At 39.0% G+C, this 15484-nt stretch carries 17 protein-coding genes and 1 other RNA gene; 15 read left to right on the top strand and 3 right to left on the bottom strand.

The window, feature by feature from the left end; genetic code table 11:
* Positions 1–3: 3 nt before the first annotated feature.
* From mutL to M2919_RS05555, 6 genes are all read left to right on the top strand, one after another.
* Positions 4–1908, top strand: a complete 1905-nt coding sequence (mutL, locus tag M2919_RS05580) for a DNA mismatch repair endonuclease MutL (protein WP_248848333.1) — start codon at positions 4–6, stop codon at positions 1906–1908.
* Positions 1909–1924: 16 nt separating this feature from the next.
* Positions 1925–2497, top strand: a complete 573-nt coding sequence (locus M2919_RS05575) for a Maf family protein (protein ID WP_248848332.1) — start codon at positions 1925–1927, stop codon at positions 2495–2497.
* The gene (gene msrB, locus M2919_RS05570; protein ID WP_126763619.1) at positions 2494–2922 is read left to right on the top strand and encodes a peptide-methionine (R)-S-oxide reductase MsrB; all 429 of its coding nucleotides are present in this window, start codon (positions 2494–2496) and stop codon (positions 2920–2922) included. The genes M2919_RS05575 and msrB overlap by 4 nt, the downstream gene beginning before the upstream one ends.
* 136 nt (positions 2923–3058) lie before the next feature.
* A complete protein-coding gene (locus M2919_RS05565) occupies positions 3059–3865 on the top strand; it encodes a MurR/RpiR family transcriptional regulator (RefSeq protein WP_248848331.1) in 807 nt (268 codons plus the stop codon).
* A gap of 103 nt (positions 3866–3968) precedes the next feature.
* Positions 3969–5474 carry a DUF1846 domain-containing protein gene (locus M2919_RS05560; protein ID WP_248848330.1) on the top strand — a complete coding sequence of 502 codons (1506 nt, stop codon included), beginning with the start codon at positions 3969–3971 and terminating at the stop codon, positions 5472–5474.
* Positions 5475–5532: 58 nt separating this feature from the next.
* Positions 5533–6204 (top strand): HD domain-containing protein, encoded by a 672-nt coding sequence (locus tag M2919_RS05555; RefSeq protein WP_248848329.1) that lies wholly within the window; start codon positions 5533–5535, stop codon positions 6202–6204.
* Positions 6205–6241: 37 nt separating this feature from the next.
* Here the strand turns inward: M2919_RS05555 and M2919_RS05550 are convergent, their stop codons facing one another.
* Entirely contained in the window at positions 6242–6943 is a 702-nt protein-coding gene (locus tag M2919_RS05550) for a beta/alpha barrel domain-containing protein (RefSeq protein WP_023606718.1), read from the bottom strand.
* Between the two features lie 158 nt (positions 6944–7101).
* Here M2919_RS05550 and M2919_RS05545 point away from each other — a divergent pair, with 158 nt between their 5' ends.
* The 5 genes from M2919_RS05545 to M2919_RS05525 all read left to right on the top strand — a co-directional run bounded on the left by M2919_RS05545 (position 7102) and on the right by M2919_RS05525 (position 10798).
* Positions 7102–7506 carry a CidA/LrgA family protein gene (locus M2919_RS05545; protein ID WP_126763629.1) on the top strand — a complete coding sequence of 135 codons (405 nt, stop codon included), beginning with the start codon at positions 7102–7104 and terminating at the stop codon, positions 7504–7506.
* The gene (locus M2919_RS05540; RefSeq protein ID WP_248848328.1) at positions 7484–8179 is read left to right on the top strand and encodes an LrgB family protein; all 696 of its coding nucleotides are present in this window, start codon (positions 7484–7486) and stop codon (positions 8177–8179) included. Before M2919_RS05545 ends, M2919_RS05540 begins: the two co-directional genes overlap by 23 nt.
* Before the next feature lie 153 nt (positions 8180–8332).
* The gene (locus tag M2919_RS05535) at positions 8333–8971 is read left to right on the top strand and encodes a helix-turn-helix transcriptional regulator (protein WP_126763633.1); all 639 of its coding nucleotides are present in this window, start codon (positions 8333–8335) and stop codon (positions 8969–8971) included.
* 14 nt (positions 8972–8985) lie between these two features.
* Positions 8986–9789, top strand: coding sequence for a pyruvate, water dikinase regulatory protein (locus M2919_RS05530; protein WP_023606714.1), 804 nt, complete (start codon positions 8986–8988; stop codon positions 9787–9789).
* A 115-nt stretch (positions 9790–9904) separates the two neighbouring features.
* Positions 9905–10798 carry a diacylglycerol/lipid kinase family protein gene (locus tag M2919_RS05525; RefSeq protein WP_248848327.1) on the top strand — a complete coding sequence of 298 codons (894 nt, stop codon included), beginning with the start codon at positions 9905–9907 and terminating at the stop codon, positions 10796–10798.
* A gap of 37 nt (positions 10799–10835) precedes the next feature.
* Here the strand turns inward: M2919_RS05525 and ssrA are convergent.
* Positions 10836–11203: a transfer-messenger RNA gene (gene ssrA, locus M2919_RS05520) on the bottom strand.
* Positions 11204–11285: 82 nt separating this feature from the next.
* On the bottom strand, positions 11286–12059 hold the full coding sequence (locus M2919_RS05515) for a Cof-type HAD-IIB family hydrolase (RefSeq protein ID WP_248848326.1): 774 nt from the start codon (positions 12057–12059) through the stop codon (positions 11286–11288).
* 160 nt (positions 12060–12219) lie between these two features.
* On the opposite strand from M2919_RS05515, the gene M2919_RS05510 reads away from it, so the two are divergent.
* The 4 genes from M2919_RS05510 to M2919_RS05495 are packed head-to-tail and all read left to right on the top strand — an operon-like array spanning position 12220 to position 15449.
* A complete protein-coding gene (locus tag M2919_RS05510) occupies positions 12220–12945 on the top strand; it encodes a response regulator transcription factor (RefSeq protein WP_248848325.1) in 726 nt (241 codons plus the stop codon).
* The gene (locus M2919_RS05505; protein WP_248848324.1) at positions 12942–14390 is read left to right on the top strand and encodes a sensor histidine kinase; all 1449 of its coding nucleotides are present in this window, start codon (positions 12942–12944) and stop codon (positions 14388–14390) included. Before M2919_RS05510 ends, M2919_RS05505 begins: the two co-directional genes overlap by 4 nt.
* 16 nt (positions 14391–14406) lie before the next feature.
* On the top strand, positions 14407–14691 hold the full coding sequence (locus tag M2919_RS05500; protein WP_023606709.1) for a UPF0223 family protein: 285 nt from the start codon (positions 14407–14409) through the stop codon (positions 14689–14691).
* Positions 14688–15449, top strand: a complete 762-nt coding sequence (locus tag M2919_RS05495; RefSeq protein WP_248848323.1) for an inositol monophosphatase family protein — start codon at positions 14688–14690, stop codon at positions 15447–15449. The genes M2919_RS05500 and M2919_RS05495 overlap by 4 nt, the downstream gene beginning before the upstream one ends.
* Positions 15450–15484: the final 35 nt, after the last annotated feature.

Below are 15484 nucleotides of genomic sequence, written 5' to 3'. Positions count from 1 at the left end.
TAAATGAAACAAATCCGTGAACTTTCTGAAGTACTAGCGAATCAAATCGCCGCCGGAGAAGTCGTTGAACGACCTGCCTCCGTCGTGAAAGAGTTAGTTGAAAACGCCGTTGACGCCCAAAGTACGCAAATTGATATTTTGTTAGAAGAGGCGGGGTTAAAAAAAATCACAGTGATTGATAACGGCCTAGGTATCTACGATGAAGATGTGATTGATGCTTTTAAACGACATGCCACCAGTAAAATTCAAACCCAGCAAGATTTATTCCGTATTCAAACGTTAGGATTTCGAGGTGAGGCGTTACCGAGTATCGCCTCGGTATCCAAAGTAACAGTGGAAACGTCGACAGGTAAAGAAGGCTCGTATGTGGCATTAAAAGGTGGCGAAGTGGTCGAACATAGACCGCACTCTCTACGTCAAGGGACGAAAATTGTTGTAGCGGACTTGTTTTTTAATACACCGGCACGGTTAAAATATGTTAAAACATTACAAACCGAGCTAGCAAATGTTGTGGATATCGTGCAACGCATGGCGATGAGTCATCCAGAAATTGCGTTTCGACTGGTTCATGATGGAAATGCATTGTTTAGAACGAGTGGTAATGGCGATTTAAAGCAAGCGATTGCTGGTATTTATGGTGTCAGTACGGCCAAAAAAATGATACACGTTGAAGCAGAGGATTTAGACTTTCAATTAAGTGGTTATATTTCGTTACCTGAATTAACGCGTGCCAGTCGTAAGTATATGACTGTGTTAATCAATGGTCGCTATATCAAAAACTTTGCCTTGAATAAGGCGATTACAAATGGGTATCGCTCGAAGTTAATGATTGGCCGTTTCCCTATTGCCGTCCTAAAGATAGAGATGGATCCACTCCTTGTCGATGTTAACGTACATCCTACTAAACAAGAAGTCCGTCTAAGTAAAGAAAAAGAATTGGAAGCATTGATTGAGACGGCAATTCATCAAGCGTTAAGCGAGGAAGTATTGATTCCATCAGTACCAGGTGCTACTATGCAAGAGAAAAAACAAGTTGTCTCATCAAGACCACCTGTTTCACCTATACCTAATACAATGTCTGAGAAAAAAGATGAACCTAAAGCGAAGGAAACAACCTTAAAATTTGATCCGGTTCGTCATCAATTTTTTGTGAATGAACCGACAGTGGCGGTTAAAGATGATAAAGAACAAGCACATATCAATCCTCACGAATACATTAATGAATTAAGTGATGTTGAGAGTGAGAAATTACGACATCCTTTTGGAAAACAAGAAACAGAATCCTTAGTTGACATTGAACCAGAGAGAGCGAAACAGGCATTTCCAGAATTAGAATACTTTGGTCAAATGCACGGCACTTACTTATTTGCTCAAAGTGAGCAAGGTCTTTATATTATTGATCAACATGCTGCACAAGAGCGTATTAAATATGAGTATTATCGAGACAAAATCGGAGAAGTGGGCGAGGATCGTCAACATCTGCTATTGCCTTTAGTTTTGGAATATCCGTATCAAGATTTGGTGACGTTTCAAGAGAAAAAACCATTGCTTGAAGCGGTCGGTTTATATTTAGAACCGTTTGGGAATAATAGTATAATTATTCGTGAACATCCTACTTGGTTTCCAGAAGGACAGGAAGAAGCGGTCATTCGAGACATGTTAGATTATTTGTTAAAGCATGGCGACATTAGTATCGCTAAGTTTCGCGAAGAGCAAGCCATTATGATGAGTTGTAAAAAATCGATTAAAGCGAATCATCATTTGTCCGATGCACAAGCACGACAGTTGCTTTTAGATTTAAAAATGTGTCAAAATCCATTTAACTGCCCTCATGGACGTCCAGTGCTCGTTCACTTTACGCCGCATGAAATGGAGCGGATGTTTAAACGGATTCAAGATTCCCATTAAGAGGAGTGAAAAAGCTATGCAGCCCTTAATTTTAGCCTCTCAGTCTCCAAGAAGACATGAGTTAATGCGTTATATTACGTCCGATTTTGAAATTGTGTCTGCTTCAATTGACGAGTGTGTTTATGAAAATGAATCGGTCGAAGATTATGTCGTGCGTATGGCAGAAACTAAAGCAGAAAATGTCTATCAAAATCATCCAGAATCAGTGGTTATTGGATGCGATACGATTGTTAGTTACAAAAATGAAATTTTAGGCAAGCCGGTAGATAAAGATGAAGCTTATCGCGTATTGTCGTTATTATCAGGGAAAACGCATCATGTCCTAACGGCTGTTTCGATTGTGTCTTCACAAAAGAAAAAATCCTTTATATCGAAAGCAGAAGTTACTTTTTTCTCTTTAACATCAGAAGAAATATGGCGCTATATACATACAGATGAACCTATGGATAAAGCAGGCGCTTATGGCATCCAAGGGCAAGGTAGCTTGTTTGTTTCTGAAATAAAAGGGGACTATTATAGTATTGTAGGATTGCCAGTTGCGCATTTACAACGTCACTTAATGAGTTTTATACAAGGAGAATCGCTATGAAAAGAAAACAAGAAGAACTTCGTCAAAAATTAACTCCCTTACAGTATCAAGTGACACAAGAAAATGGAACAGAACATCCTTTTAGTAGTGAGTATGATAAATTTGATAAACCGGGTATTTACGTGGACATCGTGAGTGGTGAGCCGTTGTTTTGCTCGCTTGATAAGTATGATGCAGGGTGTGGATGGCCTTCGTTTACTAAACCAATTGCTAAGTTAACTGAAAAATCTGACACGACGTTAGCACGTGAGCGCACGGAAGTCAGAAGTATTGAGGCAGATTCACACTTAGGACACGTCTTTCCAGATGGACCTCAAGATAAAGGCGGCTTGCGCTACTGTATAAATGGAGCAGCGTTACGTTTTGTCCCGATTGAAGACATGGAAGCGGAAGGGTATCGCGCGTATCTTTCTTTATTTAAATAAGATGGTAGCAATGAAAAAGACTGAGAACGATGTTTCTTAGTCTTTTTTCAATTTTGAGGATGAAAAGAGATAGAACGCAAGAAATAAATACGTTATGATAGAAGGTAGAAATCGCATGTGAAAGGATGAGACAGGGTTGGAGATTATTGGAACGCTTCAAGAAACCTATTCAGCACTTTCTATTAAAGAAAAAGCTGTGGCAAGTTATTTATTGCAACACCCTGATAAAATAAAAAATACGAGTATTAAAGAATTGGCGAAAAGGACTGAGACATCGCCAGCGACGATTACTCGCTTAGTGAAGAAATTAGGGATGGAAAATTTTGTTGAATTGAAACTAGCATTAAATGCCGTGCAAACACCAGAACAAAAAGTAGTAGACCGAACGGATGCAGTGTTTGACTACTATCAAAAAGCGATTCATTACACGCGTGAGATGAATACGAGGGAGATGCTGGAGCGAGCTGTTCATCGTATTATGAAAGCTAATCGCTTATTAGTGTTAGGGATAGGTAGTTCTGCTTTAACAGCTGAGGAGTTTTGTCAGCGTTTATTGCGAATGGGATTAAACGCTTCTGCGGTGACCGATTCTCATTTTATGTTAATTAGTAGTAGCATTGTAACGGCAGATGATTTAGTTATTGGCATCTCTGCTTCTGGCGAAACAGTTGAAGTGATTGAGTCGATGAAAACAGCTAAAGAAGCAGGCGCTAGAACGATGAGTTTGACCTGTTTTTCAAAAAGCACGTTGGCTGAGATTAGTGATGAAGGGCTAACAGCTTATAGTAGTTCGTTTATCGATAACCGGCGTTTTATCAACAGTCAGTTTGGTATGATGTATATGATTGACGTCTTATCCACACAGCTCCTTGAACAACCTATTTTACAACAAAATATGGATCGAACAGTTCAAGTTTTTAGTCGAACTAAGAGTAGTCACTAACTCAATAAAAAGAAAAATTCGTACAATATTTCTTGTACAATTATCAAAAAAACTTATAATAGATAGAGTGTTAAAAAAATAGGCAAGGAGATGGATGGTCAAGATGAAAAAAGTAGGGTTTGATCCAGCGAAATATATCGAGGAACAATCGAAATATATTTTGGAACGCGTGAATCATTATGACAAATTGTATCTAGAATTTGGTGGGAAACTGATAGGTGACATGCATGCAAAACGTGTCTTACCTGGTTTTGATGAAGATGCCAAAATCAAGTTACTTCACCGTTTGAAAGAGCAAACAGAAATTATCATTTGTGTCTATGCTGGTGATATCGAGCGAAACAAAATTCGTGGCGATTACGGTATTACTTATGATATGGATATTTTACGTTTGATTGACGATCTATCTGAATATGAATTAGCAGTGAACAGTGTGGTCATCACTCGTTACAATGGTCAGCCATCGACGAAAATTTTTATGAACAAGTTGCGCCAAAGAGGAATTACCGTTCATACACATACTGAAATAGAAGGATATCCAGTGGATGTTGATAAGATTGTCAGCGAAGATGGCTTTGGTAAAAATACATTTATTCCAACAACGAAGCCTATCGTCGTTGTGACAGGTCCTGGAGCAGGCAGTGGGAAATTAGCAACCTGTCTAAATCAGTTGTATCATGAAAGCCGTCATGGTCGCACTGCCGGTTATTCTAAGTTTGAAACATTTCCTGTTTGGAATGTTCCTTTACGTCATCCTTTGAATATTGCCTATGAAGCAGCAACAGTTGATTTAAAAGATGTGAATATGATTGATTCCTTCCACTTTGATACTTATGGAGAAATAGCGGTTAATTATAATCGTGATTTAGAAACGTTTCCGATTATTAAACGAACAATCGAGCGAATTACAGAGCGTGAATCAGACTTTCATTCTCCGACCGATATGGGTGTGAACCGTGTTGGCTTTGGGATTACCGATGATGAAGTCGTTCAAGAAGCATCGAAACAAGAAATTATTCGTCGCTACTTCTCAACGGCGTGTGATTATAAAAAAGGGTTAACAGATTTAGATACACTAAACCGCATGAAATTAATTATGGAAGAAATGGACTTACGTCAAGAAGACCGACCGGCAGTTGTCCCAGCACGTGACTATGCTGCGAAACTAAAAGCCAGTCAAGAGGAAGAAGTACCAGCTGTTATGGCGCTTGAATTGAACGACGGTCGGATGATTACGGGGCGTGCTTCTAGCTTAATGGATGCAGGTTCGGCAGCGTTGTTAAATGCAATAAAAGAACTCGCTAACATTGCCGATGAAATCTTGTTGTTGTCGCCTGTTATTTTAGAACCAATTCGTAATTTAAAAGCTAATGAACTAGGTGGACGTATGACAGCCCTAAATGCCAATGAAATTTTAATTGCGTTATCGATTAGTGCTGTTACGAATCCAACGGCACAATTGGCTTACGAGCAATTAGGGAATTTAAAAGGGGTTCAAGGACACGCAACAGTGATGTTAAATAAAGATGAGGAACAAGTGTTACGTAATTTAGGCATTGAATTTACGAGTGACCCGTATTTCCCTTCTAAAAACTTATATTATATTTAAAAGTAAATCAGAAGCACGACGGATGACGTCGTGCTTTTTTGCAAAGGAGAGTGCATCAGTGGATAAAATAGACGTGTATGAAGCCGTTCAGCAGTTTGTGGTGAAGCAGTTGGAAGACGATGCTACTGGGCATGGGGTGGATCATATTAAGCGTGTGGTGGCGCTAGCACAACATTTAGCTTCTCTTGAAACAACGGCAGTCATTAATATGACGCGTGTGGAACTAGGGGCGTGGCTTCATGAAACATTTGATAGCAAACTCGTACGTGACGTTGATGAGCGTGAGCGACAATTACGTGCGTTACTAAACGCTCATCACATGCCAGAGTCAGAGCAAGTAGCGTTACTAACCCTTATCAAGACGGTTTCGTATCAACGAACGCTAGCTCATCCATCTGTACTAGAAGATTCAATTGAAGCCAAAATTGTGCGAGATGCAGACTTTTTAGATGCACTTGGTGCGATTGGGATTGCGCGTGCTTTTTACTATGGTGGGGCTAAAGGGGACCAAATATACCATTCTGATATCTTGCCTCGTGAAGTATTGACAGCCGATAATTATCGCTTGTCTAATACGGTAGTGAATCATTTTTATGAAAAATTATTTTTACTACCAGACTTAATGAGTACGACACAAGGGAAAAAAATAGCACATGAACGCGTGGCAGTAATGAAAGAGTTTTTGAACTCTTTTTATAAGGAATGGCACTTTGCCTTGAAGGATAAATAGTTATAAAAAACGTTTCTCAATGAAGAGAAACGTTTTTTTAGTGATTGAGTGGTTCGTCATCTGCCATGACACGCTCTTTTTCACGATATTTCGTCATTTTTTTGCTAAATAATTCACCGTTGCTTGGTGGCGTGTACGTAATAGCGTTGGCACCGGCTTCAATTGTTTCGGCAATGCTTTCTTCAGTCGGTCCACCTGTCGCGATAATTGGGATTTTAGGATAAATTTCACGAATGGCGCGTACGACTTTCGCTGTTTCTTTCCCAGCACTGACATTTAAAATTTTGGCTCCTGCTGCAATTTTTTCATCGATTTGAGAGTAGATTGAAGTGACGGTTGCTACAATAGGGATATCAACGGTGTCAAAAATATCAGCGATTGTTTCAGGTTGAGTAGGAGAATTGACCACGACGCCAATGGCACCTTGAGATTCGGCAAAACTACTCATTTGAACCGAGCGTTTTCCTTGAGTAGTACCGCCCCCAACGCCTGAAAAAACAGGTATATCCGCTGCTTCGGTAATGCTTTTGGTAATAGTTGGATGGGGAGTGAAGGGATATACGGCAATGACCGCATCAGCGTCAATATTTCGAATAATGGCGATATCAGTTGAGTAAACAATCGATTTAATTCGTTTGCCAAAAATACGTATTCCCGTGCATTGTCTAATAACAGTTGGAACGTGGATTAAATCTTGGCGTAAATCGGTCATGATTTCAGGAACTTCTCGTTGAGTCATTGCTTTCACTACTTTCTATGTTATTTTATTTATTATAACCGATAAGCAATCGGAAAGAAAACGATAACAAGTATATTTTTTTCAGAAATTTTCAAGAATAACTAACGAGATGACTAGAAAAATGCTATACTACTAGGGAATAGAAGGAGAGACGGTTCATGAAATTATTTCGACAGTTTTTAATTATTATTAGTTTTACGTTTGCGGGAGTCGTTTTACAAACGCTATTTTCACTACCTATCCCCGGGTCGGTTATTGGTATGGTAGGACTATTTGTAGCGCTCATGACGGGAAAAGTCCGGCTTGATAGCGTGGCAACAGTAGGCGATTTTTTACTAGAAAATTTAAGTTTGTTTTTCTTGCCAGCAGGTGTTAGCTTAATGTTGCATTTAGCTAAAATTAAAACGACGTGGCCACAATTATTAGGGATTACGGTAGTGACTTTTGCCTTATCTTTTATCGTCGTAGGTCGTGTGGTTCAGTTTATAAAAGTTCGCTATGAAGAAAAACCAGTGAATATCACGGAGGAGGATAAGCAACATGTTATTGACATTGACGAGTAATCCATTATTCGGTTTGATTTTAACGATAGCGGTTTTTTTATTTTTCAAAGAAATCGAACGACGCTATCCGCATCCGTTGATTAGTCCACTACTACTATCAATCGTAGCGATTATGCTGATTCTTTGGCTAACAAAGATTCCGTATGAGCATTATTTTAAAGGAGGACAATTTATCGACATGATGATTAGTCCGGCTACCGTAGCACTGGCTATTCCGTTATATCGGTCGATTCATTTGCTGAAAAAACACTTTAAGTCGATTTTAATTGGTATCACTATTGGTTCTGTATTTAATATTGGATTAACATTTTTATTCGCTGTGATGTTTAAGTTGGATAAGATGTTAATAGCGTCTTTAATCCCAGAATCTGTCACGACGGCGATAGCTTTAGATATTTCAAAACAAATTGGAGGTATTTCAGCTATTACAGTATTAGCCGTAATTGTGACGGGGAATTTAGGTCCGTTGTTAGGGCCAACATTAATGAAAATAGGGCGAATAGATGATGAAGTGGCACAGGGGCTCGCCTTAGGAACAACTGCCCACGCGATTGGAACAGGCAAAGCGATGGAAATGGGAGAAGTACAAGGAGCAATGTCTGGTTTAGCCATTGTGATTGCGGGTATTGTGACGGTTATCGTAGCGCCGTTGTTTATGCTTTTCTTAAATTAAGTGAAGATACTCAAAAAAATCGAAAAATGATCATCTTTTTAACATAAAAGACTTCCAGTTAATGGGAGTCTTTTATTTTTTATTAAGATGTGTTGTTTTATATTAAGACGTACTATATAATGAAAGTAATCAAATATAAGATGAGGTAATGTCATGGAACTTACAGAAAGACAAAAAAAAGTCATCCAAATTGTAAAAGAATGTGAACCGATAAGTGGAGACAACATTGCCAAACAATTAGGCTTGACGAAGCCGACACTCAGGAGTGATTTATCTCTTTTAACCATGACGGGCATTTTAGATGCACGTCCGCGTGTAGGATATATTTACTCTGGTCAGACGATTGAACCGTTGCTTTATGAAGAGTTATTCCATTTAAAAATCGGTGAAATTATGGTGCCACCTACTATTGTCAACCAAACAGCCCCTATTAGAGAAGCTGTCATGGAGTTGTTTTTAAATGATACGGGTAGCTTGTATATTGTCAACGATCAACGTGAGTTTGTGGGGCTAGTTTCGAGAAAAGATTTACTGAGAGCCACACTCAACAATCAAAACTTAGATGAAACACCTGTAGCGATGATTATGTCACGGATGCCAAATATCATTACGATTACACCGGAAGAGCGGATTATTGATGCTGGCTATCTGATTATGCATCAACAAGTAGATTCATTGCCAGTTATGGAAAAAAATGGGAGTTTAAAAGTCATTGGGAAAATCTCTAAAAGTAAATTGTTGAACCATTTTGTCACAGCAGGTTATGAAATGGAAAAAAATAAAGAAAAGTAAAGAGGTATAGAATAATGAAAGAAGTTTCGATTTTTATCGTATCAGATTCAGTTGGAGAAACAGCGCAAAAAGTGATTTCAGCTGTTATGGCACAGTTTCCAGATGTAGAAGAAACTAATATCAAGCGTTATCCGTTTATAACGACGGAAGAGGATTTAAAAGTCATCTTACGTGACGCTTTAAACGAGCGAGCGATTGTCGTTGCCACACTTGTTAATAAAGACTTGGTTCAATCGTTAGCAGACTTTTCAAGCAAAACAGGCTTAGACTATGTCGATTATATGACACCATTAACGAAACTTGTTCAAGGAAAGACGGGCTTAACGCCTCAAGAAAAACCGGGTGCATTACATAAACTTGACCAAGAATATTTCAACCGTGTAGCAGCTATCGAGTTTGCGATTAAATATGATGATGGCAAAGACCCACGAGGCTTTAAAGATTCTGATTTCGTCTTGTTAGGTATCTCGCGTACATCAAAAACGCCGTTGAGTATGTATCTTGCGAATAAGTCTTACAAAGTATCTAATTTGCCGCTGATTCCTGAAGTGCCACTACCAAAAGAGCTAGACCGAATTCCTTCAGAAAAAATCATCGGATTAATTGGTGAGCCTGAACGAATTTTAGAAATTCGTCAATCACGTTTGCAATCATTAGGATTGAACGGCGATTCTAAATATGCTGATTTAGACCGTATTCGTGAAGAAGTAGCATATTCTAAAGAGGTGTTTGAGGCATTAGGCGCTCATGTGATTCAAGTGGATGATAAGTCAATCGAAGAAGCAGCAGCCATTATTGAATGTGTGGCTAAAAAATAAGATATGTAAAAGGTTATTCTTATGGAATAGCCTTTTTTTGTATGTGCTAATAAGCGTCAAAAGATACTTTTTCATAAAAATAGCGTAAAATAAAAAGGTGAGAGAAGGTGGGGAAATGAGACGTTTTTTAGTGTTATATAATCCAGGTTCTGGGACAGATAGTGGCCGAGCTATTGCCGAGCGCTTTAAAGAGATTGTTAAGGGAGATAATGCGAGTCATCACGTCTACTTGCACTCGTTTGATGAGAAGACAGATAAGGAGCCGTTACGTGAAAAAGCAGAGGTTAATCAAATTGATACGCTTGTGATTGTCGGTGGAGATGGGACGATTCGACATGTAGTACAGACATTTCGTGATTGCTTAGTTGATTATAAAATTGGGTTACTACCTGGTGGAACAGTCAATAATTTTATGCGTTCACTCGACTTGCCGCTTGATATAGGAGAAGCGGCACGCGTGATTCTTGGTGATGAGACGCAAGCAGTAGACTATGGTGTTGTCAATGGGGAAGTCTTAATTTCCACACTGACAATTGGCATATTAGCAGACACGGCAGCTGATATAACACAGAAAGAGAAGCAAAAGTATGGCCCGTTTTTATTTGTGAAACGTTTTATTGATTTACTTAGAAAAAGGAAACGTTATAATTTAAATGTGGTAACCGACGAAACAACATGGCATGGAAAGAGTCAGCTATTATCGATTAATATGACCCATTCAGTAGGAGGTTTTACTCGATACGACCGCTTAGCACGACCAGATGACGGAATATTGCATATGACGATTATGCCTAAGTTAAACATATGGGAGCTCATCCGTTATTCTCCTAAAATTCTTCAAGGTCGTCTTTATGAATTGCCACAAATCGAGTATTTAACTGCGCGTAGTGTTCGTATTACTGCTCAAGAGATTAACGTCGGTACACGCATTGATGGGGACCCGAGTATGGATTTGCCAGTGGAAATGGAAGTCATACCTAGAGGTTTACAAATATTAATCAAAAAATAAAAAAGCTAGTTTTGAGAATTCTCAAAACTAGCTTTTTTTATGGAGGCGAGGGGAGTCGAACCCCTGTCCAAACATATCGCCACTCAAACATCTACGCTCATAGACATATTACTAGAGATTCGCTTTGCTAACTGCCATATGACGGGCGTTTAACATCGCTAGTCTGATAATCTCTTCTTATTTTTACAGACGGAAAAAATAAGCGTATCCCACTAAGTTTGAGACCCTGGTCCGAGCACATGGGCGATGCCGGTAGGATCTTCACTAAGCTGTTTTTAGGCAGCTAAAGCGAAAGTATTGTTTTCGTTTTTTGCAGTTATATTTAACTGTGACGTTTTTATGTAGTCGTCACCTACAAAGCGCCATTCGAGCTCGAACTATGCCTGTCGAATCCAGAACGCCCCCTTATTAAGAGCTATTCTATTATAGCATTTTTAAAGAATAAAGGAAAGTATCACTCGTTATCGAATGATACTTTCTTAAAGGACTAGATTAAGTTAAAGTGTTTTAAAGCATGGACGATACCGTTATCAGTATTGGCTTTTGTCACGAAATCTGCTTGTTCTTTTAGAGCTGGAATAGCATTTCCCATCGCAATTTTATAATCACAAGCAGCTAGTAAATCCATATCGTTTGGTCCATCGCCAAATCCGTAAGTTGGAATATCCGTTAAGCCGATGTGTTCGACAAATTTGGCAACACCGCGTCCTTTTGACCCACCCTTACTGATGACATCTATAGTGTATGGACCATTGCGGAAGAAAGTGAGTTCTGGAAAATGTTCATGATAGAACGCATCTTGGTCTTTACCAATAATTAACATCATATTAATAGGTTCTTCCCAATGACGCTTAGCATTTTCTTCTGGCATACCTTGATGGATGTATTCATAAGCCACTTTGACGGCAGGTGTTTGTTCAGAAATGGTAATACCTTTTTCGTTATACAAACCAAGCTGATGTCCTTTTTCAGCTGTTTTTTGTAACATTTTATCGACAACATCGGAGCTAATTAAATCACTGTAAATTTCTTCTCCTTCGAACAAAACATATTGCCCGTTCATTGTAATGCTTGATTCGATGACTGTATCATCGAGTACATGTTGGATTTCCGTATTTGTACGGCCTGTTGCAATAACAGGGATAATACCATTATTTTTTAACGCAACTAAAGCAGAAGCAACCTGCTCATCGACTTCAGATTGATGATTTAATAATGTTCCATCTAAATCAAAAAAAGCAAAACCTTTTATATTTTTCATCGTTTATGACTCCTTTTCAGAAAACTCTTCTTCATCATAGCAAAGTTTAAGTCAAAACTCTAGTTTACTTTCTAATAAAGGATGGACTAAGCTGTTGTTAGAGTGAAAAGGTGATTTGTAGTATAATGAAAGAGAATGAATCTGCTAAAGAGGTGAAAAAATGAAAATACTAATGATTGAAGATAATGAATCTGTTTCAGAAATGATGCAAATGTTTTTTTTAAATGAAAAATGGGAAGCGACGTTTAAATATGACGGGAAAGAAGGACTCGATACGTTCCTTGAAAATCCAGATGAATGGGATATGGTGACGCTTGATTTAAATTTACCGACTATGGATGGGGTAACGGTTTGTCGAGAGATTCGAAAAGTGTCGCAAACCGTACCAATTATCATGTTAACTGCGCGTGATTCAGAAAGTGACCAAGTGATAGGGTTAGAACTTGGTGCGGATGATTACGTGACTAAGCCGTTTAGTCCGATTACTTTAATTGCTAGAATGAAAGCTCTACATCGTCGTTCAGAGTTGATTGAGAATAAGACTGGCGCAAGCGAGCAAGAGGACGAAGGCTTTGATGTTCAAACAGAACACTTTAAAATGAATACTAAGACACGTGAAGCATATTTAGATGACGAACTAATTGAAGGGTTGACACCGAAGGAATTTGATTTACTTTACACACTGGCGAAAAAGCCACGCCAAGTCTTTTCACGTGAAAAATTATTAGAACTTGTTTGGGATTATCAATATTTTGGAGATGAACGGACAGTGGACGCTCACATTAAAAAATTACGTCAAAAAATGGAACGTGTCGGTCCGCAAGTCATTCAAACCGTTTGGGGAGTGGGTTATAAGTTTGACGACTCTGGAGTACTAGAAAAATGAAATACCTCTATCAACAAATGTTAGCCTTTTGGGCGATTATCATTTTGATTATGGTTGTCGTTGGTTTGTCATTTACTTCATTTACGAAAAAAACGATTCTCGACAGTATGTATGAGCAAATGTTTGGGTACGCTGATAGCGTGTTAGAAAACAGTCAAGATGATCCGACGACGATTTTAGCGAATGTTAAAAATACCGAAGTAGTTTTACACAATCAAGGCGTCCGGTTATTTTATATTTCAGATGACCAGACGATTATCTACCCTGACTGGTTAGAAGGTACGATTGGTAATAGTTTTATGACAGACGATCAGTGGCAACGTTTAAAACAAGGCGAGCGTGTAAAGGCAGATATGGAAGTCCCATACAACCGCTCTAAGACGAGAAATATGGCCATCGTGCTGCAACCTTTTTTCTTATGGGAAGATAAACCGACATTTATCGGTGCGCTGGCCGTCATGCAGCCGGTCAGCAATTTAGAAGCTAACATGGATTTATTAACCGAAAACTTATTCAAAGGCTTTTTAATTTCCAGTGTGATTGCGCTTGGTTTTAGCTATGTGTTAGCACAATTCCAAGTAAATCGAATTAATCGGATGAAAAAAGCCACAAAACAGATTTCAGAAGGAAACTTTGATGTTTATCTGGAAGTAAAAGGACAGGATGAACTGGATGAGCTAGCTGAGGACTTTAATCAGATGGCCACGACATTAAAAGCGTCACACCAAGAAATAGAGCGTCAAGAGGAACGACGTCGCCAGTTTATGGCCGATGCGGCTCATGAGATGAGAACGCCACTTACTACGATTAACGGCTTATTGGAAGGAATGGCCTATCAAGCCATTCCAAAAGATCAAGAAGCGAAGTCGATTGAACTCATGAGAAAAGAGACGAAACGGTTGATTCGTTTAGTTAATGAGAATTTGGACTATGAAAAAATACGAACGAATCAAATTAGCATGGTCATTCAAAAGATGAACGCGACGGAAATTGTTCGAAATGTGTTAACACAATTAGAAAATAAAGCGTCAGAAAATGGCAATAAGTTGCAACTTACATCGCCTGAGTCGGTAGAGGTGTATGCTGATTATGATCGCTTTGTCCAAATTATGGTGAATTTATTACAAAATGCCATTCAATTTACGACAGACGGTGTGATTAGTGTAGTGCTATCAGAGGACGATGAACAGACGAAAATTGCCATTTCAGATACGGGCATTGGTATGTCAGAAGAAGAGTTGGCAAATATTTGGGAACGATACTATAAAGTTGATCCTTCTCGCAAAAACACTAAGTATGGCGAGTCTGGTTTAGGACTTTCAATCGTCCAACAATTAATGAAATTACATCATGGAACGATTGACGTGACGAGCACGCAAGGTGAAGGAACGTGCTTTACGCTTTTATTTCCTAAACAATTAAAAGAAGAGAAAGAAACTGAATAAAGAGGAGTGGACAGCAATGGAAGGATATACTTATCCCCTTGATTTAGATTGGTCGCAAGCCGAAATGGTCGCCGTTGTAAATATGTGGGAAGCGGTCGAAAAAGCTTATGAAGAAGGGATCGAACGTGAGCAGTTACTAACACGTTATCAAAAGTTTAAAGAAGTGGTCAAAAGTATTGGAGAAGAACGCACGCTAGGGAGAGAATTTGAAGAAGTGTCGGGTTACTCACTATATCGCGTCATGCAAGAAGTGAGAAAAACGACCGCTCCTGTGATTAAGATGAAAGGAAGAAAAGTATGACCGAACAAGTGATAGCCGATGTGAAACAATGGATAGCTGAAGCGGAAAAGCTGATTATCGAGCGTTTGCAAACGCCGTTACATGTTGAGGAGAAGACTAGTCAAGCAGACGTCGTAACGAATGTCGACAAAGAAGTAGAAGCTTTCTTTGTTAAGAAAATTACTACGCATTACCCTCAAGACGGTATCTTAGGAGAAGAAGGTATGGCTGAGCCTGTGACATCAATGGATGGGCGCGTGTGGATTATCGATCCTATAGACGGGACGTTAAATTTTGCTAAGCAACAAGACCATTATTGTATGATGCTTGCACTCTATGATAATCAACAACCAGTTGTTGGGTTTATCTATGACGTGCCGAGAAGAGAGTTGCTATGGGGTGGACCTAGCATGGGCGTATATTTTAATGACAAAGCTATCACAGAGGTTAATCCAGATACATTGGCTGATGGGATTATTAGTGTGAATACGCATATGTTTGTTGACAATCGCTACCGTGTTCGTGAAATAGCAATGGATGCATTGGCGGTGCGCATGACGGGGTGCGCTGGAATTGGTTTTAAAGAAGTAATTCTAGGCAAACAAAATGCATATATTTCGATGCTTGCTCCTTGGGATTATGCGCCGGGTATGGCAATCGCAGCAGGTCTAGGTATTAAAACAACACCATTGAATGGAGAACCTTTTACCTTTAAAGACCGTGTCCCTGTTCTCGTTGCAGCTGAGAATACCCATCAGGAAATAGAAAAATATCTCTAATTGAAAATAAAAATGAAACTTTCAGTTGTGCAAGT

It is taken from the genome of Vagococcus lutrae, assembly GCF_023299185.1.
Classification (GTDB): domain Bacteria; phylum Bacillota; class Bacilli; order Lactobacillales; family Vagococcaceae; genus Vagococcus_A; species Vagococcus_A lutrae.
This window is presented reverse-complemented; position numbering and strand designations above follow the sequence as displayed.